Here is a 23,438-nt window from a genome sequence, read left to right as displayed (position 1 = left end):
CCCGCCCCTTGGCCCGGTGTCTGTCGCAGTCCTGTGCGGCGATTGCAAGCCGAGGCGCGCGGGCGGACAGCCTTGCCCGGAACCGGCCCATGGGGTATTCAGCCGAAGGTTTTCGGGGAAGGATTTGATTTGATGTCGGGAACAGGACAGGCACTTTACCGGCGCGCCCGCAAGGTGATCCCTGGCGGAACGCAGCTGCTCTCCAAGCGGCCGGAAATGTTCCTTCCCGAGCAATGGCCGAGCTATTTCAAGTCGGCCAAGGGCGCCGAGGTCACCGATCTCGACGGCAAGACCTATCTCGACATGAGCTATTGCGGGATCGGCGCCACCATCCTGGGCTTTGCCGATCCGGACGTCGATGCGGCGGTGAAGTCCGCGATCGACATGGGCTCGATGTCGACGCTGAACTGCGCCGAGGATATCGAGCTTGCCGAGCTTTTGGTCGAACTGCACCCGTGGGCGGACATGGTGCGCTTCGGCCGCGCCGGCGGCGAGGCGATGGCGATCGCCGTCCGGATCGCGCGCGCCGCGACCGGCCGCGACATGGTGGCGTTCTGCGGCTATCACGGCTGGCACGACTGGTATCTCAGCGCCAATCTCGGCGCCACCACCGCGCTCGACGGCCATCTGCTGCCTGGCCTCGACACCAAGGGCGTGCCGCGCGGCCTCGCCGGGCTGATGCAGCCGTTCCACTTCAACAAGCTCGACGAGATCGAGGCGATCGTCGCCGAGCACGGCGAGCGGCTCGCCGCGATCGTGATGGAGCCGGTGCGCTCGAGCGAGCCAGAGCCGGCCTTCATCCAGGGCATCCGCGCCCTCGCCGACCGCTGCGGCGCGGCGCTGATCTTCGACGAGGTGACCTCGGGCTTCCGCATCAATTCCGGCGGCGCGCATCTCGCCTATGGCGTCGACCCTGATATCGCGGTGTTCGCCAAGGCGATCGCCAACGGCTTTCCGATGGCCGCGATCGTCGGCCGCGCCTCGGTGATGGATGCCGCGCAGGAGACCTTCGTCAGTTCGACCGCCTGGACCGAGCGCGTCGGCCCGGTCGCGGCGCTCGCCACGCTGCGCAAGCATCGCGAGCAGAATGTCGCAAGGCACCTGATGCGGATCGGCAGCCGCGTCCAGAAGGGCTGGGCGGAAGCAGCGCAGGCCACCGGCCTGCCGGTGCATATCTCCGGCATCTCGCCGCTCGGCCACTTTGCGTTCGAGCTGCCCGAGGCGCAGGAAACCCGCACGCTGTTCACCCAGATGATGCTCGACCGCGGCATCTTCGCCACCGGCTCTTTCTATGCGATGTGGGCGCACACCGATGCCCATGTCGACCGCTATCTGGAAGCCGTGAACGAGGTGTTCCGCGAGCTGCGCGCCGCGGTCGACCAGAAGGCGATCAAGCAGCTGCTGCGCGGCCCGGTCGCGCATTCCGGCTTCAAGCGGCTGACCTGAGCGGGCGTTTTTCGGCGCAGCGGCCATCGCTTCGCGGCAGGAAGGCGCATCAAGACTAGGCTAGCTCGTGACCCCGAAGATGTCGCGCACCACGTTACGCGACGTCGCCGAGCGGCGCGCGTTGGGATAGATGCCGTGCAGCACGCTGTCGGCGGCCAGCGTGCCGCCGTCGATGACGATCGCGCCGGTCGAGACGAAGCTGTTGTCGCCGACCGCCGTCTTGCCGATGATCCGGCTGCCGCCATACATCACGATGCCGCAGCCGAACGACGGATAGTCGTTCTCGAGGTTCGCGCCGACCGTGCAGTTGTGATAGCAGATGAAATAATCCGAATAGCTGGCGCGGCCGAGCACGGTGCCGACCGGATGCTGGACCGCGAACACGTCGGGCAGTTCGACCTCGTAGAACGCATCGAGCGCATGCAGCGCCTTGTTCAGCGCATAGGCCTTGTCGGCGATCGGATGGCCGGGCTTTTCACGGAAGGCAGTGTTGGCGAGATAATACAGGAAGATCGCATACTGGTCGCAGTGCCAGTGCGAGAACCTCGCCTCGCCGTTCGCAGTGAAGCCCTTGAGCCGGACCCGCGAAAAACAATGCTCGATGCGGCCGAGCGCCTTGTCGACGAAGGCCGGCAGGTCGCCGAGGTCGGCGCCGTCGGGGAAGAAGGTCTCGAACTGCCTCTGCACATAGAGCGCGAGTTCATTGCGGCCAAGCGAGAGCTGCACGGTGCTAGTTCCTGCTGGAGGAGCTGGAGCGAACGTCGAGGCCGCGCGAGGCCAGATGGCTGCGCAGCTTGATCGGGCTGTGGTCGGTGAACAGGAACATCGACGAGATCGCGACCGCGGAGGCGCCGGCCTCCAGCGCGTCGATCGCATGCTGCAGCGAGCCGCAGCCGCCGGAGACGATCAGCGGCACGCTCAGCGCGCGCGAGACGGCGTGGATCATGTCGAGGTCATAGCCCGACATGGTGCCGTCGCGGTCGATCGAGCCGAGCAGCACCTCGCCGCAATGCAGGTCCTCGCAGCGCCGCGCCCATTCGACCGGGTCGAGCGCGACCTGCTCACGGCCGCCGTCGATGAACACGCTGGCCTGATCGGGGCTGATCCGCTTGTAGTCGATCGAGACCGTCATGCACTGGTCGCCGAACGTCCGCGCCGCCTCGCGCAGGAACTCCGGCCGTCGCACCGCCTCCGAATTGACCGAGACCTTGTCGGCGCCGGCGCGCAGCAGCATGTTGACGTCCTCGAGCGTCTTGACGCCGCCGCCGACCGTGAAGGGCATGAAGATCTCTTCCGACATCCGCTCGATGATCTCGACGACGCGGCTGCGCGAGGCAGCGCTCGGCACGATGTCGAGCACGATCAGCTCGTCGACGCCGTAATCGTTGTAGACCTTGGCCGTCGTCACCGGATTGCCGGCGGCGCGCTCGTTCTCGAAGAAGCGGACGTATTTCACCAGCCTGCCATCACGCAGCAGGAATTTCGGGATCAGTCTCTTTTTCAGCATCGCTTCAAGGATTCCAGCGGAGGAAATTGCTTACCAGCTCGATGCCGCTGTCCTGGCTCTTCTCGGGATGGAACTGGGTCGCCACGACGTTGTCGCGCGCGATGATCGCAGTGACGGACTGGCCATACTGGGCGTAGCCGACCACGTCGCTCTCGACGTTGCAGCGCATGGCGAAGGAATGCACGAAATAGAACGCGAGGTTGCTCTCGCGAATCCCGGCCAGGATCGGATGGCTGCGCTCCTTCGCCACCATGTTCCAGCCCATATGCGGGATCTTCAGCGCGGGATCGTTGGGCATCAGCCGCAGCACGTCGGCGTCGAACCAGCCGAGCCCGCGATGCGCGACGTTGTCGTCAGCATGCTCCTCGGAGGTCTTGGCGAGCAGCTGCATGCCGAGGCAGACCGCGAGGAAGGGCTTGCCCTTCTCGCGGACGTGGCGCTCCAGCATCGCATCGATGCCGCGAGCGCGGATGTTGGTCATGGCGTCGCCGAACGCGCCGACGCCGGGCAGGATCACGTGCGAGGCGTCGGCGATCGCGTCCTCGTCATGGGTGACGACGGGATCGAAGCCGCAATATTCGACGGCGTTGCGCACCGAGCGAACATTGTTGATGCCGTAATCGACGATCGCAACGTGTGACATCGCCCCGCTCCCGCCGCGCCGGCCCGGCGCGGTCCGATCAAACCCCGACTAACCCTTGCCGCCGATCTCGACGCCCGGATGGTTCGGCCACGGCACCGAGGTGCGATCCCATTGGTCCATGTCGGGCATCTTGCGGCCCGGCTCGACCTGGTTCGGCGAGAACTGCCACGGGCTGACCTCGTGCTTGATCGCGATGCCGAGGAACTGCTCCTCGGTGAGCTGCAGATAGTCGAGGAACAGATCGAGGCTCGGCGGCCGCTTGCCGTCGAATTCGCGCACCAGGGCCTCGCCCTGCTCGCGGGTCATGCGCTTGTTGCGGATGTCGACGTTGGCGAGGTGGTTGGTCCGGCCCATGCCGCGCTTGATGTACTTCAGGTAATCACGGACACCCTGGAAGAAGCACTCGATCTTCTCGTAGTCGTATTCCGGCGGAATGCCCTCGACCTCCTGGCCCTTCCAGCCGAGCTCCCTCTTGATGATCTCGACGTGCTTCTTGGTGTCCCACTTGATGTAGCTGCCGAGGCAGATCGAGCGGCACTTGATCCGCATCAGCTCCTTGCGCGGCGGATAGACGAACGGATAGAGGTCGCGCTTGGCGACGCGGCCGCCGAGGAATTCGTACATGTCGTCGGCGGTGATGCCGAGATTCATGGCGCGGTTGAAGCGCTTCTCGTCGACCTCTTCCATCTCGTCATAAGAATAGAACGACTGGTATTCGGCGAGGCTCTCGCCCCAGAACAGCAGCGGCGTCTCGTAGCGGATCGCGATCTGCATGGTGTGGGCGTAGATGCCGGTGTGGCAGTGCCAGCAGAAGTCGCCGCGGCGCTTCAGCGATTCCAGCATCAGCTCGCGCACCACGTGCCAGTTCGGCGTGAAGTTGAGAACGTCGACGCCGAGTTGCTTGAACACCGAGGTGTTGTTCTCCTCGACCAGCGGCCGGTAGAACCAGTGGTCGAAGCGCACCACCAGCGGCTTCAGGCCGAGCTTCTTGACGACGTACCAGAGCTGGAAAACGCTGTCCTTGCCGCCGGAATACGGCACGATGCAATCGTACAGGCCCTTGTCGCGATATTGCGCGACCAGTTCCTGCATCTGCTTGTGACGGTCGTCCCAGTCGATCTGGGTGTCACGGACCTCAATCTGGCGGCAGACGCTGCATGAACCTTCGTCATCGAACGACGTCGCTTCCGCCGTTTCCGGCAATAAGCACTTGCTACAGCTCAACATTTTAGAGATTCCCGCAATTGCATGGATTTTGTCGACGGGCTTACCACGCCGTCCAGCCCCCGTCGACCGCAATGCACTGGCCGGTGACGTAGGCCGACAGATCGCTCGCCAGATAGGCTACCGCGCCCTTCATGTCGTCCTCCGTCGCCATCCGGCCGAGCGGGGTGCGGGCCACGTAACGACTGAGGAACGGCTCCGGCGTCGCCCGGAACACGCCGCCCGGCGCAACCGCATTGACCCGGACCCGCGGCGCCAGCGTGGTAGCGAGCCAGCGGGTCATCTGCAGCAGGCCGCCCTTGCTGGCCGCGTAAGCCGCGGGATTGCCGAGGCTGGTCCCCTCATAGAGCCGCCAATCCGGGCCGGCGAGCCCATAGATCGAGGAAATATTGATCACGCTGCCATGCCCGGACGCCGCCAGATCCTCGGCGGCGGCCTGCACCAGGACGAACGGCGCGGTCAGGTTGACCTCGAGCGCCCGCCGCCAGGTGGTATCGGACTGCTGCGCAAACGGCACGGCCCAGCCCTCGAGCCCGCTGGTGCCGACGAAGGCGGCACAGTTGACGATGACGTCGATGCGGCCGAATTTTTCGCGCACCCGCCGCGGCAGGTTCCGCACCGCATCGGCCTGCTCGAAATCGCATGCAAAGGCCTCGGCGCTGACCGACCAGCGCTCGGTCAGCTTGGCGGCAGCATCCGCGCCGGCGGACGCGGCGATATCGACCAGCGCGATGTTGGCGCCGAGTTCGGCGAGGCCGTCGGCAATCGCGCGGCCGATATGGCCGGCACCGCCGGTGACGAGCGCGACGCGCCCGCCGAGCGACATCATTTCACGCAGGGAGCGCTCGGTGCTCATCCAAAGATCCTCTGGAACTCGTCGGAGGCGCGCTGCAGGTCATCGAGACGGCCGACATCGATCCAGTATTCACGCAACGGGAACACCACCGACTGCTTGCCGTCGGCGATGGTCCGCTCGATCAGCGTCGGCATGTCGACCGCCTCGTTGCCATTGAGATGATCCAGCACGCCCGGATCGAGCAGATAGACGCCGGCATTGACGAAGAATTTCTGCGTCGGCTTCTCGCGGATGCCGACCAGGCGGTGATCGTCGAAATCGATCACGCCGAACGGCACTGTCACGGAATGCTCGCGGACGCAGACGGTGGAGAACGCCTGATGCTGGTGATGATATTTCAGCAGCTGCTCGAAATTCACCGTCGTCAGCAGGTCGCCGTTCATCACGAAGAACGCCCGCTTCGGGCGCTCCGGCAGGAGCGACAGCGCGCCGGCAGTGCCGAGCCGCTCGTTCTCCTGCAGATAGCTGATCTCGACGCCCCAGGCCGAGCCGTCGCCGAAATACTCACGGATCATCTCGGCCTTGTAGTTGACCGAGATGAAGAACTTGCCGAAGCCGGCCTTGATGAAGCCGCCCAGCACGGTCTCCAGGATCGGCTTGTCGCCGACGCGGATCAGCGGCTTGGGAAGGTCGTCGGTCAGCGGTTTCAGCCGCGAGCCGAGGCCGCCGGCCATCAGGACCACCCAGTGATCGGATTGCTGCGCCAGCGCAAGGTCGTCGATCAGCTTGATCTCGACCACCTGGCCATCGGAATCGACGACCGGCAGCTGATGGATCGAACGCTTGCGCATCATATTGAGCGCAGCGGCATTGGAGATGCCGACCGGCGCGGTGATCGGGTTGCGGTTCATGACGAGATCGACCGACGCGTCGAGGCTGACGCCGCTGAGCAGCGCGCGCCGCACGTCGCCGTCCGTCACGGTGCCGACGATCTTGCCGTCGCGCTCCACCACGGCGAGCTGCAATTGTCCCTGATCGATCCGTCGCAGCGTCTCGATCAAAGGGGTTTTTTCACTGACAACAAATATCTCGTTCATAATAACCTAGTCCCGGCCGCCGCCGGCGAATCCGCCGGCCTCGACGTTCCTTGCAACAACGGCGCCGGCGGCAACGATCGCTCCCGCTCCGACGCTGACACCCACCAAAACCACTGCCCCCGCGCCGATATGCGCGCCCTCGCCGACCGAAACGCCGCCGCAAAGGATCGCCCCCGGCGCGATATGCGCGTGATCGCCGACCACGCAGTCATGCTCCACCACCGCGCGCGTATTCACCAGCACGTTGCGGCCGACCCGCGCCGCCGGCTGGATCACGCCACCAGCCATCACCTGCGCGCCGTCGCCGAGCACGGCGTCCGAGGCGATCACCGCGGATGCGTGCGCGATCACCGGAAACCTGTAGCCCAGCGCGGCGAAACGGCCAAACAGCGCACGGCGGCCGGCCAGTCCCGCGTCCGAACGCGAGGCGCGGTTGCCGAGACCATTGGCAAGCTCGACCGATGCGGCGTCCATCTTCAAAATATCGTCGTCCGGCCCGGTGATCGGAATGCCGCCGACGGTGGCGCCGATGCGCGCCGCGTCACGGTCAGTCACCGCGGCCGGCCGTATGCCACGGCTCAGCAACGCCTCGATGACGACCTTGGCATGGCCGCCGGCGCAGAGCACGATCACGCTCATGGCTCAAGCGCCTCGTTGGCGGCGTAATCGCGCGGGGCGGTCCTGCCGAGATAGTTCCAGTATTCGATCGGCGAAACACCGTCGCCGGGCCGCTTGACGCCGAGATTGTCCTCGGTGAAGCGCTCGCCGCTCCTGATCGGCCTGATGGCGACGAGACTCCTGCGCGCCACGCTGCGGTTCGGCACCTCTTCCGGCGCCGGCACCTTGCGGCCGTCGCCGAGCGCCAGCTCGATATCGCGGATCGAGGCGATCATCGCCGCCATCTCGTCCGGCTCGATCGAGGCGCGGTGATCGGGCCCCGGCAGATTGCGGTCGAGCGTCATGTGCTTCTCGATCACGGTCGCGCCGAGCGCCACCGCCGCAGCGGCGATGTGAATGCCGCGGCTGTGGTCGGAGAAACCGACCGCGAGGCCGAACGCATCGCGCAGCGTCGCCATCGCACGCAGATTAATCGATTGCGGATCGGCCGGATATTCGGTCGTGCAATGCAGCAGCGTGACCTTGGCGCGCAGTTCACCCCAGGCCGGGCGATCCAGCAGGATCCTCGCGAGATCGGCCGGCGTGGGATTAGCGCCCGCATCGCCGAGATAGCCGAAGGCGATGACGCCGAGCGCCTGCTCGACCTCGGCAAGCGTCGCCATGCCGGTCGACAGGATGATCGGCAGCTTGAAGCGTGCCAGATGCAGCAACAGCGGCGCGTTGGTGAGATCGCCGGAGCCGACCTTCAACGTCGAGACGCCGATCCGCCGGACCAGATGGGTGGCGCTGTCGGCGTCGAACGGGGTCGACATATAGGTGATGCCGGCGGCGGCGCAGGCCGCGGCGATGCGCTCCTCGTCGTCGCCGCTGAGCTCGAGCGCGCGCAGCATCTCGAGCTGCGACTGCTGGTTTCCGGTCGTGGCCTGCTGATAGCTCGCCTTCGCGGCCGCGCTGGTCGCCAACTTGTCGGCGCGGAAGGATTGAAACTTGACGACGTCGGCCCCGGCCCGCGCAGCCGCCTCCACGAGCGCCAGCGCCCGCGCCGGGTCTCCGTTGTGGTTTACACCAGCCTCGGCAATGATCAGGGTTCGGCGCTGCATCAGGGTTTCGTCGGGGACACGGTGGGTAACCGAAATCACCCTCCAATCAAGCGGTTGTCTTAGTCGAGTACACTGGTAAAAGCAACGCGAGCGGGCGGCTTGCATGATGTTCCACAGCCTCCTGACCAAGGTGGAATTTGCGCCTGTTTTCCGGGCACAACGCATGGGGCTGTCGAGCAAATGGCTGATACGGCGCAGATCTTGTTTCTTCTGGTGGGCCGCGGCGGATCGAAGGGATTGCCGGGCAAGAACCTGCGCGAGATCGGCGGCCTAAGCCTGACCGGCTACAAGGCCAGGGCGGCGCGGCAATCGCGCTATTGCAGCCGCCTGATCGTCTCCAGCGACAGCGAGGCGATTCGCGCCGAGGCGGTCCGCCACGGCGCCGAGATGCTGTTCGAGCGGCCCGCCGAGCTTGCGACCGACACCGCCTCCTCCAACGACGTGGTACTTCATGCCATGGACTGGATCGAGGCCAATGAAGGACGGCGCTACGACGCGATCATGCTGCTGGAGCCGTCGTCGCCGTTCGCACGGCCGGAACATTTCGACGAGGCGGTCGAATTGTTCATGGCGCGCAAGGCGAGCCTCGTGGTCGGCATGCGCGAGACCGAGGTCGCCTCGATCTTCGTCGGCACGCTCGGCGCGGACGGCTCGATCGGCGGCATCGTCGACAAGATGCTGAGGACGCCGGCGCAGCGGCGGCAGGACCAGGCGCCGGAAGTGACGATGAACGGCGCGCTCTACCTCGTCGGCTGGGACGCCATGCGCAAGCACCGCAAGATCTACGCCGATCCTGCCGCGAGCTACGGCATCATGATGGACCGCCTGCACTCGATCGAGATCGAGAGCGCGGCCGACCTCGCCTACGCGTCCTACGTGATCGAACACGGCATGCTCGACGCCTCGCCGTGGCGGACCTGACGATGACCGCAGCGCCCCGCCGCATCGCCGTTGTCACCGGATCGCGGGCCGACTACGGATTGCTGCGGGGGATCCTGACCCGGCTCAAGGCCGCCGATGATGTCGCGCTCAGCGTGATCGCCTGCGGCATGCATCTGGTACCGCGATTCGGCGAGACCTGGCGCGCAATCGAGGCCGACGGCTTTCCGCTCGTCGCGAAGATCGACCTCAAGCTCGACGACGACCGCGCCGAGACGGTGGCCCGCGGCACCGGCATCGGCGTCTCGGGCTTTGCCGACGTGCTTGCGCAGCTCGAGCCCGAAATCCTCGTCGTGCTGGGCGACCGCTACGAGATCCTCGCCGCCGCGGTCGCGGCAACGCTGCTCAACATCCCGATCGCGCATATCCACGGCGGCGAGGTCACCGCCGGCGCCTTCGACGACGCCATCCGCCACGCCATCACCAAGATGGCCTGCCTGCATTTCGTCGCCGCCGAGCCGTACCGGCGCCGCGTCATCCAGATGGGCGAAAACCCCGACTTCGTCTTCAATGTCGGCGCGCCGGGCCTCGACCTCGCGACGACCGCGCCCGCCCTCACCCGCGCCGAACTGTTTGCACAGCTCGGCATCGGCGGCCCGGAGCGCTTCCTGCTGATCACGCTGCATCCGACCACGGCACAGCCGCAGGCCGACGCAACCAACACCGCCGCGCTGCTCGGCGCGCTGGCAGAGGTGAAGGAGCGCAGCTTCATCTTCACCGGCGTCAACGCCGACCCCGGCTACCGCGCGATCGACGATGCCATCCGCAGCTTTGTCGCGGGCCGGCCGGACCGGGCGCATCTGTTCACCTCGCTGGGCAGCGACCGCTACTGGGCCGCGCTGCGGCTCACCGACGCCGTGGTCGGCAACTCCTCGAGCGGCATCCTGGAGGCACCGGCCGTGGGCGCGCCCTCGATCAACATCGGCGATCGCCAGCAGGGCCGGCTTCGCGCCGCCTCGATCATCGATTGCCCGGCGGATTCGGCGGCCATTCTCGCCGCCCTCGACGACATCCTTGCCGGGCGATTCCGGCCCGATCCATCACTGATCCCGCCCTATGGGCGTGGCGGCGCATCGCAGCGCATTGCTGGAACCCTTCAAGGGATCGACCTGCGCGCAGCTTTTCCCAAGCATTTCCATGACTTAGGGGACACGCTGAACGGAACGGTTCCTGTGTCCTAGCGGACCGGCCCGGTTGCCTCAGCGACGTCGCAGGTTGTATAGATCGGGCGGCCTTGGAAATGATCCGCGCGCCGCCGGGGGACCCGACATGACGACAATCGACTCACTTTCCGATACGGCGCCGACCGCGCGTGCAGCCGATATCCGAGAGCTGCCGATCCCGCCCTATCGCGGCAGCGTCCTGCCCGAGATCGACTATGACGCCCATCCGGCCTACGGCCGCATGCTGCCGAAGCCCACATTGGCCGAGCGGTTCCAGGCGCTGAAGATTTTCGTGCGTACCTTCGCCTTCGTCACGATCCGCCGCATCGTCGATTATGAAAACATGCCGCTGCTGAGCAAGGAGGCAGGCTTCACCGGCCTCAATGCCTCGACTGCGCTGCGCTACATCACGATGTATGCGCGCATCCGGGGCAGCCGCATCATCGGCTCGCTGACCGGCGCGCGGCGTCCGGCCATACCGGCGAACCCGGCCCTGCTCAACAAGATCAAGTCCGACGGCATCGTCTGCCTCAATCTGACGCCCGACGAGCTCGATCAGATCCGCGTTGCGACCAAGCCCGCCTTCGACAAGCTCGACGATCGTCGCGCCCACCTTCCGCCGGAGAAGCGCAAGTTCGACGACAACGTGTTCTGGTGCACCCGCTCGGCCGATCCGGGCGCGTTCGCGACCGTCGATGCGATCTTCAAGCGCTACGGCATCGCCGAGGCCGCGAGCGCCTATCTCGGCCGCCCGGTCGGCGTGAAGCACGTCAATGCGCAGATCAACGACCAGGATCTCGCATTCTGGCGGCGCGTGTTCCCGGACACCCAGCTCACTGATCCCTGGGGCAGCTATCTGCACGTCGACGCCACCTACGGCATGCTCAAATGCGCGATCTATGTGCATGACATCGGGCCCGACGGCGGCCCGTTCTGCTACATCCGCGGCAGCCACAATGCGAAGGTCGGCTGGTTCGAAGGGATGGTACGCCGGACCAACGATTTCAGCGGCTTCTCGAGCCGCAAGCCGGAGACGCGCAAGAAGCTGATGGCGCTGCCGGCATTCCTGCGCAAGAAGGCCGATTTCGGCGGCGACCTGGTGGACGATTCCCCGGATGTGCCGCGGCTGCGCGAGGGGCATTTCAGCGCCACCTCCAACTACGGCAATTGCATCCTGTTCGACGGCAACGGCATCCATCGCGGCGGTATGGTCAATAGCGGCGAGCGGCGCTGCCTGTTCATCGTCCTGGCTGAAATCTGACGGCCGATCGCCGTCAGACATCGAATCAGCACCTCGTCCCTGCGCCGGCGCGAGACCGACCTCCGGTACGAGCTCATGCGCCGGGGGCGCGCGAACGCCGCCGGTTGTATGTGCCGGCAGCGCCGAAAATCGCGCGCCGGCGGGAGATGACATCATGAGGGTCGGTCGAGCCCTGACGTATCGCTGACCACGCGTGCCCTCGATATCCTGGCCGGCCTGTGGCATGCAGCTCATTCGCGGCATAGAAGCACGTCAGAGATCACCCGGTAGGACGTGGTGATCTCTCAAGAGGTCGGCGCGGGTTCCAAATGCTTTTCAATTCCCTGCAATTTCTGCTGCTCTTTCTCCCAATCACCTGCATCGGCTTTTTGGTCTGCCGCCGCTACGGCAACATCCAATGGGTGTTCATCTGGCTATTCGTCTGCTCCGCGACATTCTACGGCGCGTGGGAGCCGCGATATCTGATCCTGCTGTTCGGCTCGATCGCGGGCAACTATGCCGTTGCTCAGCACCTCTCGAAGAGCAAGTCGAAGCTCGTGCTGGGCGTGGCGATCGCGGCCAATCTCGCGGTGCTGGGCTATTTCAAATACACCAACTTCGTCCTGCAGACGCTCGCCTTTCTGTTCAAGATCGAGGTGCCGTCGGTTGCCCTCGAGCTCCCGCTCGGCATCTCGTTCGTCACGTTCATCCAGATCGCCTTCCTGGTCGATGTCTATCGCAACCGCACCGACGACCTCGGCCTGCCCAAATATGCGCTGTTCGTCTCCTATTTCCCGCACCTGATTGCCGGCCCGATCATTCACCACAAGGAGGTGATGTCGCAGTTCACCAATGAGCGGCTGCGGAGCATCTCCCATGCCGAGGTGGCCACCGGCTTCGCCTACATCGTCTGCGGATTATTCAAGAAGGTGATGATCGCCGACACCATGGCGAGCTACGCGGCGCCGGGCTTTCGCCTCGCCAACATGGCGCAGCCGATCAGTTTCTTCGACGCATGGGGCGCCGCGCTCGCGTTCACCTACCAGATCTACTTCGATTTCTCCGGCTACAGCGACATCGCCATCGGTCTCTCGATGCTGTTTGGCGTCAGGCTGCCGATCAATTTCGACTCGCCGTACAAGTCCGGCAGCATCATCGAATTCTGGCGCAGCTGGCACATCACGCTGTCGCGCTTCCTGAGGGACTATCTCTACATTCCACTCGGAGGAAGCCGGGACGGATCGGTCCGCAGATACGTCAACCTGATGATCGTCATGCTGCTGGGCGGCCTGTGGCACGGGGCAAGCTGGCTGTTCGTGATCTGGGGCGGCCTTCACGGACTCTACCTGATCGTCAATCATGCGTTCCGCTACCTGAAGGACCGCTTCTTGCCGAACTCGCGCATCGCCGATGCAGTCGCGGCGCTGTGTTCGCTGCTGGTGTTTCCCGCGGTGCTGGTCTCCTGGGTATTCTTTCGGTCGGAATCCTGGACGGGTGCCATGGTCATGCTCAAGGCCATGACCGGAAGCTTCGGCATCCTGTTCCCCGAACGATATCAAGCGATGCTGGGTCCTTTCAGCCCGCACGTCATGCAGGCGCTGCATATGCACACGGGCGACCTGGTCACGTTCGGAAGCCGGACCGCGGTTGCGTGGATGCTCGCGGTGACGCTGTTCGTGTTCATCCTGCCAAATTCGCAGCAGCTCCTGCTTCGCGACGAAACCGATGGCCGGAGCAGACTGGCTCGTGTGCTGGCCTTCCGCCCGACGCCGCTGTCGGCAGTCGTCAGTGCCCTTGTCGGACTCGTGGTGCTGGCCACCATCTACGCGGGAGTGCCAAGTGAGTTCATCTACTTTCAGTTCTAAGCATTGGCTGTTTTTGTTCCTCTCCATTGTCGCGGCCGTTGTCGTGACCTTCGCGGTCGCATCCGAGTGGATGCTCCGCGTCTACGTTGCCCCACACGACAATTTTGAGCAGATCGCATCGCGTCTCGTCTCTTCAAGTCAGCCGAACGCGGCGTTCGGAGATTCCCACGTCTACTCGGTGCGTGACTACAATGCCGGGGATTTCATCAATCTGGGCACCGGCGCCACGACGATCCGCAAAATGAACGACCGCGTCAGGTTCTATTACCGGAGCCTCAAGCCCGGCCAGGTCATCATCCAGGCGGACCCGCATTCCTTCGCCGAGTATCGCCTCGAGGCACAGGGCAGCTACGTTCCCGAGACGTACTCCAACATTCGTCTGAGGATCCTTGATCCGACGCATCGCGGCTTCATGTCCCAATACTGGCTGAGGCTGTTGACGACGGGCAAGCTCACGGAGCAGCCGCCGAGCTACGATCAGCTTTGGGCGCATGTCGGCGGCATGCTGATCAACCAGGCGAAGACAGACGATGCGCCGGCACCTGCCCCGGCCGCGGCGGCAACATCCCCCGGCGCCTCGCCGGCCGGCGCCAGGCCCGCCGCCCCGACCCAGGCGGCCGACGGCGCGACGAAGGCCGCCGCGACAGCGGCAGATCCGGCATCCCGGCAGAAGGTGGATCAGGAGTCGCTGGCCGCGTTCAACGCCCTCATGGAATTCGAGGTCACCACCCATACCCCCGCGGCGAATTTCCGTGAGCGGGACGAGGCCCGCATCTATCGCGACCTGATCGCCTTTCTCGTCTCCCGAGGGGCCAAGGTATGTCTGGTCAACTACCCGGTCGACCGGTTCTATCGTGAACGGGCCGACCGCATTCCAGGTTTCGCCGAAACCCGCAAGTTCTACCAGGAAGTGGCCAGGGCCAATGGAATCCCCTACGTCAGCTTCTGGGATCGGTTCGACGATCTTTCGATGTTCCAGAACACCGACCATGTGAACGAAAAAGGGTCGGCCATCCTTGCGGGAGAGGCTCGCGAAAAGTGCTTCGGCAAGGCCGGATCGGGGTAACCCCGCGCGCGGTCCGGCCGGGCTGTGCGGAGTTCCCGAAACGCTGCCCTGGCCTCATCCTGCCCTCGGGTAGATCGAATCCATTGTCTCGCGACGTTCGCCCGGTTGCCTGCATGCCGCCGCAGGTTGTATAGACCAGCGAGCTTGCAGCGTGATCCGGAGGAGCGGAGACCGTTCTCCGGAGAAGTCATGCTCGAACAAAGCAGATCATGTTGCGCGTCCCTGGAAACGCACCGTGATTTAGAGGTGCCACTGTCGGTGAGTTGCCGGTCCTCGTCCTATTGCGAGATCGTCCTGCCCATGCTCGACTACGGTGCGTTTCTCCTGGATACGGGCGGCAAATGACAAACCTCACTTTCATCAATCATTCGTCGGTGCTGATCCGGTATCAGGAGCACTTCCTGCTGACCGACCCGTGGTTCGAAAAGCCCGCCTTCGGAAGCTGGCTGCCGACATTCCCGATGGTGGTCCATCCTGCCTACCTGGCCGCGCTCAAGGACAAGCTGTCGCTGCTGATCTCTCACGGTCACGACGACCATTGTGACGATGACCTGTTGCGCCTGTTCGACAAGGACACGGCGATCATATCGTCCGACTACGCTTCGCCGAGCGTTTCAAACCGCGTCAAGAGGATCGGGCTTACCAATTACTTCGTGGCCGACGAGACCGGCGTCACGATCGGGCCGTTCACGATCAAGAGCTTCCGTAATGATGCGGTTTCTCTCGACGACGCCACCTACTCCGTTCGCACCCCCGATGCGCTTATCATTCACTGCAACGACAACTGGAATGCGCTGACACCTCACATCAAGGCGGCGCTGCAAGCGGAAGTCGACGTGCATGGACCGAAGCGGGCTGTGTACATGTCGCAGACCAACTCGGCATCCGGCTTTCCGCTGAACTATCGAAACTTCGATACTGCGGAGAAAAAGGCCCTGTTGCTGTCGAAGGTTCGCGGCATGATCCGCGAAGGCACGAAGAATGCGGCAGAGCTCGGCATCCCCAACTTCATAACCTATGCCGGCTTCGCGTCGGTTTTCGTCAAGGGCAAGCCGGAATATCTGGCGGATTCGATCTTCCCCACGCCCGCGCTGCTCACACGGGATTTTGGCCACGACATTCCGGAATCGGTGAAGGTGCTGGACATCTATCCGGGCGACACATTCGATTTCGAGGGCGTCCGCCAGTCGTTCCTCGGCCGCGCCTATGATGACGAGGCCATCAAATCGGCGTCGACCAGGTTCTACGAGCTCTATGGCAAGATCGACGCGTGCGATACCTACCGCGCCTCGAATCGCATCAGGCCCGGCATTTCGGAGGCGGTGGACGATTTCCTGACGAAGTTCGACACCTTCGTCAGATCGAAGGTCGACCGATCGAAGTTTGCCCCGACCATCCTCGGCAAGACGCTTTCGATTGTGCTCGACGACACCGACCGACACACCGTGAAATTCGGCACGGGCCTTGTCAGTCCGCAGCAAAGCAACAAGGAGGTTTATGTCAGCTCGGAGTTGATGACGGCCGTTCTGAACGGCGAGTCGCTGTTTGAAAACCTTTACACTGGATATAACGCGGAGTTTAAGCGCAACCCGCCCGATCAATACAATCGGGATATCATGTCCTACCTCGTGATGTATTCCTACGTTCACCTGGCATCGGTCAGAGCAGCCGCGGCGAAGGCGGCCAGCGCTACTTAACGACTTCCAGCGCCAGCGTGTAGTACTGGTACGACCCGCACAGAACCCTGCACTCGCGCATGTGCGACGATATGTAATCGTTGTAGGCCCTGAACTCGTGCTGGACGTCGCCGAACTCGTCGAACATCAGGATCGTCCCGGGCACGATCAGATGATGCAGCCGCGCCAGGACATAGAGCGTCGCCGAATAGAGGTCGGCATCGAGGTGAAGCACCAGCCGGTTTCGGATTGAGAAACCGTTCAAGAATTGCGGCAGGGTCTGCTGAAACAGTCCGGCGACGAACTGCACCCGCGGATCGTTGATCTCGGGAATCTTGCCCTCAACGTCGAACGTCCCCGCCGGCCGGAAATCCCAGGCCTCCGGAAGTCCCGTGAAGGTGTCGAACCCCGCGAAGCGGCTCTCGGACTGCGCGTTGTGCTCGGCCCAGTACTTGATGCTCGCGCCCTTCCAGACGCCGAACTCGAGATAGTCGACCGCGCCATCGCCGATATGCTTCATGACGTGATCGTACATCTCGTACCGCTCTTCAAAACAGGGAGCGGTCGGTTCATTTTCCTTGATGAACTTGACGAACAGCGGATTCCGGTTGAGCTTGTCGACAAACGCCGAATACCGCGGATAGAGCGTGTTCGCGAGAATTCGCTTCGGGCTTATCTTGGTCTGCACGGCAATTTCCCCCAGTAGAATGCTGCGATGTAGCCCGTAATCCGCGACAGATCAATGCTCAGGAAGCGCCGCCGGGTTCCTCGGCAGTACGGCTGCCACCGGTTGCATGGCGCGTGTCGTTGCTGGAGATCCGGCGCCGGGCAAGATACCAAAGCCCGCAGAACAGCGACGCGCTCGCCACCGTGCTCGACAGCGCCGCGCCATGGATTCCGAGCGTTGGAATCAAAAGGAAGTTCAACGCAATCGAGACGGCCGCGGAGGCAATATTGCAATACAGCAAGCTCTTGTCGTCTCCAGCCGAATATACCGCATAGGAAGGCACGTCCGCGATCCCTCTCAGCAATACGCCCGGCAGCATCAGCCAGAACACCGAAACGCTGGCCGCATAGGCATCGAGGCCCGCGAGCGACAGCAGCGGCTTCATTGCCAGACCGGAGATCGCGACCACCGCAGCCATGACCCCGGAAAGCGCGACGAAAAAGGTGCGCAGGCTGGCCCGATATGCCTGCGGGCTTTCGTTGTATCCCTCGATCACCTTCGGAAGGTACTGATGCGATACGGAAGCCCCCAGCGAGAGCAGCCCGATCGCGATCGTCGAATAGAACGTGTAGAGACCGAGCGTCTCACGTCCCTGAAAATGATCGATGATGAACCGATCGACATAGGTCAGCAGCTGAGCGCCGGCGGATGCGATCATGAAGGGACGCGCAACCCTCAGGCCGTTCCGGACCCAGGCCCAGTCCGTTGAGCGGCCTTTCAGCCCGCTCCACGGCAGATTGCTCATCACGACCGCAGCGAAGACAACCGCGCTCAGCCCGCCGAGAGCCCAGGCGATCAGAACCGTTTCAAGCGTACGCGTGGAAGGGACGAAGTACATGAGTGCGGCCAGCACGTAGACCCAGACGCCTCCGCGAAGGAACACCGTCATGTAGGCCTTGATCGGGCGCGAGGAGATGACGAGGAAACGCGTTGCCTCGAGCGACACGTGATCGGTGGCCAGGATCAGCAGCAGCCAGAGCGTCGAACTCACCGAGAGCAGGCCGCCAAGCACCGCAAACCCGGCGAGGAACGCGATCGCGACGAACGAAACGGCTCCGAGCGCCATCTCGTCCGCGATGATCTGCACCCGGCGCTCCGGCGGCGCCGGCACCATTTCGCGATACATGTAGGAGTAGAATTCCAGCCCCATGCCGAGCAGGGCATAGGCCAGGATCGCGGTAAACAGGCCGTACTCGCCGAACTCTTCGGGCAGCAGCATCCGCGCGAGCAGCAGCGACAGCAGGAACCGGCTTGCCAGAGTAAGACCGCGCAGGATCAGCACCGAGGCGGCGGCAACGATCACAGGCCGCTTGAGACGCTTGACCAGGAAGCTTCGCATATTTGACCGTATCAGATTTGTGCGGCAGGCGCGCTCATGCGCGGCAGGCGCAGGCCGATCGGCCACAAAGCGCGGTTGCGGGCCTGGAATGCGGCGGAAGCGAGTGCTTTTTCATGACGCGAGCGCCGGTGGGCCTGCACGGGTGACGGAAACCGCCGACCGCAAACACGCCGGCTTGCGGGTATTTCGCCGCAGTTTGCAATCGACTGGTCGGTTTGGTAAATCAGCCCGGCAAACCGGTCAAGCGACCGCCTCCTGCTCAAAAACAGCCAATTTCGCATGAAAGTTCTTATTACCGGCAGCTCCGGCTTTATCGGGCAGGCGCTCGCGCAACGATTGAAGACCGAGGGCTGGGAAGTCCGCGGGCTCGACAAGCGAGCAGGTCCGTCGACGGATATTGTCTGCGACATTCTCGACGCCGGAAAGTTGCAGGAGGCCGTGCAGGCCTGCGCGCCAGATGCGCTGGTCCACCTCGCAGCACGGATCGATATCGACGAAACCGCCGATGTCGCCGAATACCCCGCCAATGTCGAAGGCGTTCGAAACGTCATCGCGGCCGTCAGCCGCACGCCGTCGATCAAGCGGACGGCATGGACCTCGTCGCAGCTGGTGTGCCGCGTCGACTACGTCCCGAGCAGCGATACCGACTACAATCCGGACTCCTCCTACGGTCGCAGCAAGGTGCTGACCGAGCAGATCGTCCGCGAGCAGGACGGCGGCGGCAGCGTCTGGTGCCTCGCCCGCCCCACCACGGTGTGGGGGCCTGGTATGAGCGCGCACTATCAGCGCTTCCTGCGCATGATCCAGCGCGGCTATTATTTCCACGTCGGCAGCGAGCCGCTGCTGAAGTCCTTCAGCTATGTGGGAAACATCACCCATCAGTACCTGCAATTGCTGAAGGCGCCGACAGATCAGGTGCACCGCAAGACGTTCTATCTCGCCGACTATGAGCCCCTCGATCTCGTCGCCTGGGGCGATGCGTTTCAGCGCGCGTTTCACGCGCGCCGGATTCCGCGCATGCCGGTGTTCGTGGCGCGGGCCCTGGCGCATTCGGGCGATGCGGCGATTGCGCTCGGCATCAAGCAATTCCCGCTGACCTCACGCCGGCTGAAGAACATTCTGACGGAGTACCAGTTCGACCTGACGGCAACCAAGGCGGTGTGCGGGCCGCTGCCCAGCGACTTCCGGCAAAGCGTGGCGCAGACGGTCGAATGGTTCAACGGCCTGCCGAAGGGCTAGCGGCACGCGCCCTCCCCGGCCGCGGATTCTTCAAATAATTCAAGAGCCGAGATCGGTTCCTATCTTCACAATTCAGGCAATTGCGTGTAACAGCCGGACGTCACACGGCAAGGGAGCGGAACATGCAGCGCAAGCAGATTGTCGACCTCATTCTGGATCGTCTTGAGGGCGAGAGGGCGAACATCCTGTCGCAGTGGCAGGGCCCGGTCGGCACGACGACCCGGCACTTCTACATCGATAATTTCCTGCCGCTCGAACTCGCCAATGAGGCCTACAACGCCTATCCGCGCGACGGCGCGGGCTTCTTCAGCAAGGAGACCTTTCGCGAGAAGAAGCGGACCAGCGCGGATCTCAGCGAATATGCACCGATCCTCGCCGATCTGACCTATGCGATGCAGGACCCCTCCGTGGTCGCCAAGGTGTCCGATATCGTCGGCTTCACGCAGATCGAGCCGGATCCCTCGCTCTATGCCGGTGGCCTGTCGATGATGTTCAAGGGGGACTTCCTCAACCCGCACATCGACAACAGCCATGATGCCAAGCGCGATCGCTATCGCCGGCTCAATCTGCTGTACTATGTCTCGCCGGACTGGGCGATGGAGAATGGCGGCAATTTCGAGCTGTGGGATGACGATTGCTCGGTGCCGGTCACGATCATCTCCCAGCAGAACCGCTTGCTGGTGATGGAAACCAACAAGACCTCGTGGCATTCGGTGAGCCCGGTCCAGGTCGACCGGCCCCGCTGCTGCGTCTCGAACTACTATTTCTCGACGATCTCGCCGGACCAGACCGACTATTTCCACGTCACCTCGTTCACCGGACGCCCCGACGAAACGGTCAAGAAGATCGTCGGCGTCGCCGACAACGCATTGCGCAACATGGTCTCCAAGACGCTCGGCGTTGGCCGCGGCAAGAAGGAGATCAACACCAATCCCGGAGCCGGCTCTACCAATGAATAGTATCTGGAAGAAGCTGCTTCTCGGTCGAATTTGGAAGCGAATCTATGTTGAGCGGCTCGGCGAGCCGCTCATTTACAATCTGGCTTCGATCTTCGTGATGCTGTTCGGCTCAACGCGCAGCAAGATCGAGTACGACGTCATGCCACGGCATGCTTCGGCCTATTCGATCCTGGCGGCGGCAGACCACGCCAAGAGCTATGGCATCAAGCGCCTCGCGCTGCTGGAGTTCGGCGTCGCCGCCGGCGCCGGCCTCATGAACATGTGCTGGATCGCCGAACGGGTCACCAAGGAAACCGGGGTCGAGTTCGACATCATCGGCTTCGACTCCGGCGAGGGCATGCCGCCGCCCCGCGACTATCGGGATCATCCCGAACATTACTTCACCGGCGACTATCCTCCGATCGACAAGGCCGCGCTGCTGAAGGCGCTGCCTCCGAATGCCAAGATCTACTATGGCCCGATCGAACAGACGCTCAAGCAGGCCGAGCGCGAGATTACCTCGACCATCGGCTTCATCTCGATCGACGTCGACTATTTTTTCAGCACCGAGCAATCGCTCGAGGTTCTGACGTGGCAGCCGGAGCGCTATCTGCCTGCCGTTCCGATGTATTTCGACGACGTCGCCTACATCGATCACAACCGGTTCTGCGGCGAGCTGCTGGCGATCGACGCTTTCAACGACACCCACGATCTCAGGAAGATTGCGCCGGTGAACTTCTTGCCCAAGTACAGAATTTTCAAGAATGCACTTTGGCACGGTCAGATCTACTACGCGCACATTCTCGACCACGAGTTCCGCGGTGTCGCCTACAACACGACGAAGCGGCCCAAGATCGCCGTGCTGACCAATCCCTATTTGTCCAACCCGTAGCGCCATTTCCGTTCCGACCGAATCGGAACGGAGCTCGCGCTTTCCCTAACCCGAACCTGGAATCTTCTTCGGCAGAAGTCGCTCTAGCTCGCCTTCGCCGACCATCGGGTGAAGATGTCGACGACCAGCCCGACGGCGATCATCGAGCCGAGCAGCAACGCGGAGTTGGCTATTCCCAGCGGCGCCTGAATTGGGCTGAGCAGGATGCTGCTGAGGACGAACACCAACAGCAGCTGCGGCGTGAGCAGGCGCGACTTCTTCGCGCCGGCAGCACCCCAGCCTGCCATGCCACCCCAGATCAGCACATAGACGATCGCGCCGACCAATCCGAAGTCGATGAAGGCGGAAAGCCACGCCGTCGGGAAGAAGCCGAACAGCCCGGCAGATCGCTGCTCCGCTTCCATGGTGGTCACCTGCAGGTCGTTCGGGAAGAACACCCGCAGGATCGGCGACAGCACCCCGACCTCATAGACGCCCCATTGCCGCGACAAGCCGTTCCGCGCCTGCCAGCCGATATCGATCATGCGCACGCCATGCGTCAGGTAGAAATAGCTGCTGAGGGCGATATTCGCAGCGCGCGGCGACAGGTAACCGGCCTCGAGTGCGGAGATGACGTAGCCGCGCGGCTTGACATTCCAGGCCTCGCGCATCGTTGCCAGCATGGCGTCGGCGGTCAGCGCCTGAGGCGCTGCGGCGGGCGCGGCCGTCACGGCCGCCATCTGCTTGCTGAGTTCAGTCGCCGAGATGACCGGCGTAGGTTGCGCGGCGGGAGGTGTCTGTGCGGCGGGGGGCGCCTGTGCGGCGGGACGTGTCTGTGCGGCAGGAGGTGTCTGCGCGGCGGAAGGTGTCTGTGTGGCGGGAGGTGTCTGTGTGGCGGGAGGTGTCTGTGCGACAGGAGGAGTCTGTGCGGCGGAAGGTGTCTCTTCATGAACGGCCGATACCTGGCCCGAAGTCACTGCAGCGGGCGGCGGCAGAGCGGCCCCTTGCTGCTTGTCCTCGAGCTGATGAATCAGCGGTGTCAATTTGGTGCAGAAATTCTGCCGGCTCGACCAGATCGAGCTCGAATAAATCGCAAACAGCGCGACCGCCACCACCGTCTTGAGCAGCAAATGGTGACCAGGCGGCAAGGGTTTACGTCCCTCGCTGATGCGGACCAGGATCGCGGCGACGACCAGCGTGAGCGCGAGCAGGATCGGCATCCGCCCGGAATAGAGCAGCGCGTATCCGACCGGTGCCACGATCGACAATTGCGCGAGCGCCGCCGCCCAGCCCTTGATGACCTCGCCTCTCAGCAGGAACAGGACCAGGGAGACGAAGCCGAACGAAAACATCAGGTAGCCGAGATACAGGATCGGCGTCCGCTTGATCGCGATGGCGTTGATCAGTCCCGGCGCACAGCGCAGCAGTTCGGCATAACCGCCGTTGCCCACGCCGCTCAGGAGCACGCGATCGATCGCGACGAAGCCGATTCCGGCAATTCCAAGCAACGAGGCGACGGTAACCGCGCGGTTGAGCATCCTTGCGGAGGGCTCCGGCATGGATTCCCGCGCGAACCAGCGGTCGAACAATTCGCCGCCGCCGCGATATCCGAGGAGAAACAGCGCGACTCCGGTTCCGACCACCGCGAGCACGGTTCCCGACGGCTGCCCCGGATAATCGATCGGCCCAAAGGCAACCAGTGCGAGCGCCACGCACCAGATCGCGACAATGAGAATTGCCGGCGACGAGAGACCGCCGGCCAGCCGAATAAACTGCTGCATATCGCCCCTGGAAAATACCGGCGCCACAGGCACGCTCTCTAGCAAGGCGACTCCGATACCGCAATGCCGGTACCTTACCGGCTTGCATCGCCTTATCCTCGCGTGCCGGCCCCGGGCGGCTCCGCTGAGGAATTGCGCAATTTCCACGCCTCGGCGCACGTGA

At 63.6% G+C, this 23,438-nt stretch carries 21 protein-coding genes; 10 read left to right on the top strand and 11 right to left on the bottom strand.

Features of this window, described 5'->3' with window-relative positions:
- Nucleotides 1-132 precede the first annotated feature (132 nt).
- Nucleotides 133-1,446, top strand: a complete 1,314-nt coding sequence (locus tag JQ633_RS32650; protein ID WP_211989932.1) for an aminotransferase class III-fold pyridoxal phosphate-dependent enzyme — start codon at nucleotides 133-135, stop codon at nucleotides 1,444-1,446.
- A gap of 60 nt (nucleotides 1,447-1,506) precedes the next feature.
- Here JQ633_RS32650 and JQ633_RS32645 read toward each other — a convergent pair whose 3' ends face one another.
- From JQ633_RS32645 to neuB, 8 genes are read right to left on the bottom strand one after another with little or no spacing between them, the layout of a single operon-like run.
- Nucleotides 1,507-2,172, bottom strand: coding sequence for a hypothetical protein (locus JQ633_RS32645; RefSeq protein ID WP_211989931.1), 666 nt, complete (start codon nucleotides 2,170-2,172; stop codon nucleotides 1,507-1,509).
- 4 nt (nucleotides 2,173-2,176) lie between these two features.
- Nucleotides 2,177-2,953: an imidazole glycerol phosphate synthase cyclase subunit gene (locus JQ633_RS32640; protein ID WP_211989930.1), complete on the bottom strand. Its 777-nt coding sequence runs from the start codon at nucleotides 2,951-2,953 to the stop codon at nucleotides 2,177-2,179.
- A gap of 4 nt (nucleotides 2,954-2,957) precedes the next feature.
- A complete protein-coding gene (hisH, locus tag JQ633_RS32635; RefSeq protein WP_211989929.1) occupies nucleotides 2,958-3,596 on the bottom strand; it encodes an imidazole glycerol phosphate synthase subunit HisH in 639 nt (212 codons plus the stop codon).
- Nucleotides 3,597-3,644: 48 nt separating this feature from the next.
- The gene (locus tag JQ633_RS32630; RefSeq protein WP_211989928.1) at nucleotides 3,645-4,823 is read right to left on the bottom strand and encodes an N-acetyl sugar amidotransferase; all 1,179 of its coding nucleotides are present in this window, start codon (nucleotides 4,821-4,823) and stop codon (nucleotides 3,645-3,647) included.
- Between the two features lie 40 nt (nucleotides 4,824-4,863).
- Nucleotides 4,864-5,676 (bottom strand): SDR family oxidoreductase, encoded by an 813-nt coding sequence (locus JQ633_RS32625; RefSeq protein WP_211989927.1) that lies wholly within the window; start codon nucleotides 5,674-5,676, stop codon nucleotides 4,864-4,866.
- Nucleotides 5,673-6,713, bottom strand: coding sequence for a nucleotidyltransferase family protein (locus JQ633_RS32620; RefSeq protein ID WP_211989926.1), 1,041 nt, complete (start codon nucleotides 6,711-6,713; stop codon nucleotides 5,673-5,675). Before JQ633_RS32620 ends, JQ633_RS32625 begins: the two co-directional genes overlap by 4 nt.
- Nucleotides 6,714-6,719: 6 nt before the next feature.
- Nucleotides 6,720-7,352 (bottom strand): NeuD/PglB/VioB family sugar acetyltransferase, encoded by a 633-nt coding sequence (locus tag JQ633_RS32615; protein ID WP_211989925.1) that lies wholly within the window; start codon nucleotides 7,350-7,352, stop codon nucleotides 6,720-6,722.
- The gene (gene neuB, locus JQ633_RS32610) at nucleotides 7,349-8,431 is read right to left on the bottom strand and encodes an N-acetylneuraminate synthase (RefSeq protein ID WP_211989924.1); all 1,083 of its coding nucleotides are present in this window, start codon (nucleotides 8,429-8,431) and stop codon (nucleotides 7,349-7,351) included. Before neuB ends, JQ633_RS32615 begins: the two co-directional genes overlap by 4 nt.
- Nucleotides 8,432-8,611: 180 nt before the next feature.
- Between neuB and JQ633_RS32605 the strand changes: the two genes are divergently transcribed.
- The 6 genes from JQ633_RS32605 to JQ633_RS32580 all read left to right on the top strand — a co-directional run bounded on the left by JQ633_RS32605 (nucleotide 8,612) and on the right by JQ633_RS32580 (nucleotide 16,401).
- Nucleotides 8,612-9,352, top strand: a complete 741-nt coding sequence (locus JQ633_RS32605) for an acylneuraminate cytidylyltransferase family protein (RefSeq protein WP_211989923.1) — start codon at nucleotides 8,612-8,614, stop codon at nucleotides 9,350-9,352.
- A 2-nt stretch (nucleotides 9,353-9,354) separates the two neighbouring features.
- Entirely contained in the window at nucleotides 9,355-10,551 is a 1,197-nt protein-coding gene (gene neuC / locus JQ633_RS32600) for a UDP-N-acetylglucosamine 2-epimerase (RefSeq protein ID WP_211989922.1), read from the top strand.
- An 88-nt stretch (nucleotides 10,552-10,639) separates the two neighbouring features.
- Nucleotides 10,640-11,794: a phytanoyl-CoA dioxygenase family protein gene (locus JQ633_RS32595; protein ID WP_211989921.1), complete on the top strand. Its 1,155-nt coding sequence runs from the start codon at nucleotides 10,640-10,642 to the stop codon at nucleotides 11,792-11,794.
- A gap of 308 nt (nucleotides 11,795-12,102) precedes the next feature.
- Entirely contained in the window at nucleotides 12,103-13,638 is a 1,536-nt protein-coding gene (locus JQ633_RS32590) for an MBOAT family O-acyltransferase (RefSeq protein ID WP_211989920.1), read from the top strand.
- The gene (locus JQ633_RS32585; protein ID WP_211989919.1) at nucleotides 13,613-14,704 is read left to right on the top strand and encodes a hypothetical protein; all 1,092 of its coding nucleotides are present in this window, start codon (nucleotides 13,613-13,615) and stop codon (nucleotides 14,702-14,704) included. Before JQ633_RS32590 ends, JQ633_RS32585 begins: the two co-directional genes overlap by 26 nt.
- A 341-nt stretch (nucleotides 14,705-15,045) precedes the next feature.
- Nucleotides 15,046-16,401, top strand: coding sequence for an MBL fold metallo-hydrolase (locus JQ633_RS32580; RefSeq protein ID WP_211989918.1), 1,356 nt, complete (start codon nucleotides 15,046-15,048; stop codon nucleotides 16,399-16,401).
- Here the strand turns inward: JQ633_RS32580 and JQ633_RS32575 are convergent.
- Together JQ633_RS32575 and JQ633_RS32570 are read right to left on the bottom strand one after the other, a co-directional pair.
- The gene (locus tag JQ633_RS32575; protein ID WP_211989917.1) at nucleotides 16,394-17,068 is read right to left on the bottom strand and encodes a TylF/MycF/NovP-related O-methyltransferase; all 675 of its coding nucleotides are present in this window, start codon (nucleotides 17,066-17,068) and stop codon (nucleotides 16,394-16,396) included. The genes JQ633_RS32580 and JQ633_RS32575 overlap by 8 nt on opposite strands.
- A gap of 58 nt (nucleotides 17,069-17,126) precedes the next feature.
- On the bottom strand, nucleotides 17,127-18,446 hold the full coding sequence (locus JQ633_RS32570) for a polysaccharide biosynthesis C-terminal domain-containing protein (protein ID WP_211989916.1): 1,320 nt from the start codon (nucleotides 18,444-18,446) through the stop codon (nucleotides 17,127-17,129).
- Between the two features lie 279 nt (nucleotides 18,447-18,725).
- Between JQ633_RS32570 and JQ633_RS32565 the strand changes: the two genes are divergently transcribed.
- The 3 genes from JQ633_RS32565 to JQ633_RS32555 all read left to right on the top strand — a co-directional run bounded on the left by JQ633_RS32565 (nucleotide 18,726) and on the right by JQ633_RS32555 (nucleotide 21,515).
- On the top strand, nucleotides 18,726-19,685 hold the full coding sequence (locus JQ633_RS32565) for an NAD-dependent epimerase/dehydratase family protein (protein WP_211989915.1): 960 nt from the start codon (nucleotides 18,726-18,728) through the stop codon (nucleotides 19,683-19,685).
- A 122-nt stretch (nucleotides 19,686-19,807) separates the two neighbouring features.
- Nucleotides 19,808-20,644, top strand: a complete 837-nt coding sequence (locus JQ633_RS32560) for a 2OG-Fe(II) oxygenase (RefSeq protein ID WP_211989914.1) — start codon at nucleotides 19,808-19,810, stop codon at nucleotides 20,642-20,644.
- Nucleotides 20,637-21,515 carry a hypothetical protein gene (locus JQ633_RS32555; RefSeq protein ID WP_211989913.1) on the top strand — a complete coding sequence of 293 codons (879 nt, stop codon included), beginning with the start codon at nucleotides 20,637-20,639 and terminating at the stop codon, nucleotides 21,513-21,515. The genes JQ633_RS32560 and JQ633_RS32555 overlap by 8 nt, the downstream gene beginning before the upstream one ends.
- Nucleotides 21,516-21,598: 83 nt before the next feature.
- On the opposite strand, the gene JQ633_RS32550 is transcribed toward JQ633_RS32555, so the two are convergent.
- Nucleotides 21,599-23,422, bottom strand: a complete 1,824-nt coding sequence (locus JQ633_RS32550) for a hypothetical protein (protein WP_211989912.1) — start codon at nucleotides 23,420-23,422, stop codon at nucleotides 21,599-21,601.
- Nucleotides 23,423-23,438: the final 16 nt, after the last annotated feature.

The sequence above is a fragment of the Bradyrhizobium tropiciagri genome (assembly GCF_018130505.1).
GTDB lineage: Bacteria > Pseudomonadota > Alphaproteobacteria > Rhizobiales > Xanthobacteraceae > Bradyrhizobium > Bradyrhizobium tropiciagri_B.
Note: the sequence above shows the minus strand (reverse complement) of the source record. Positions and strands in the feature narration are given on the sequence as shown.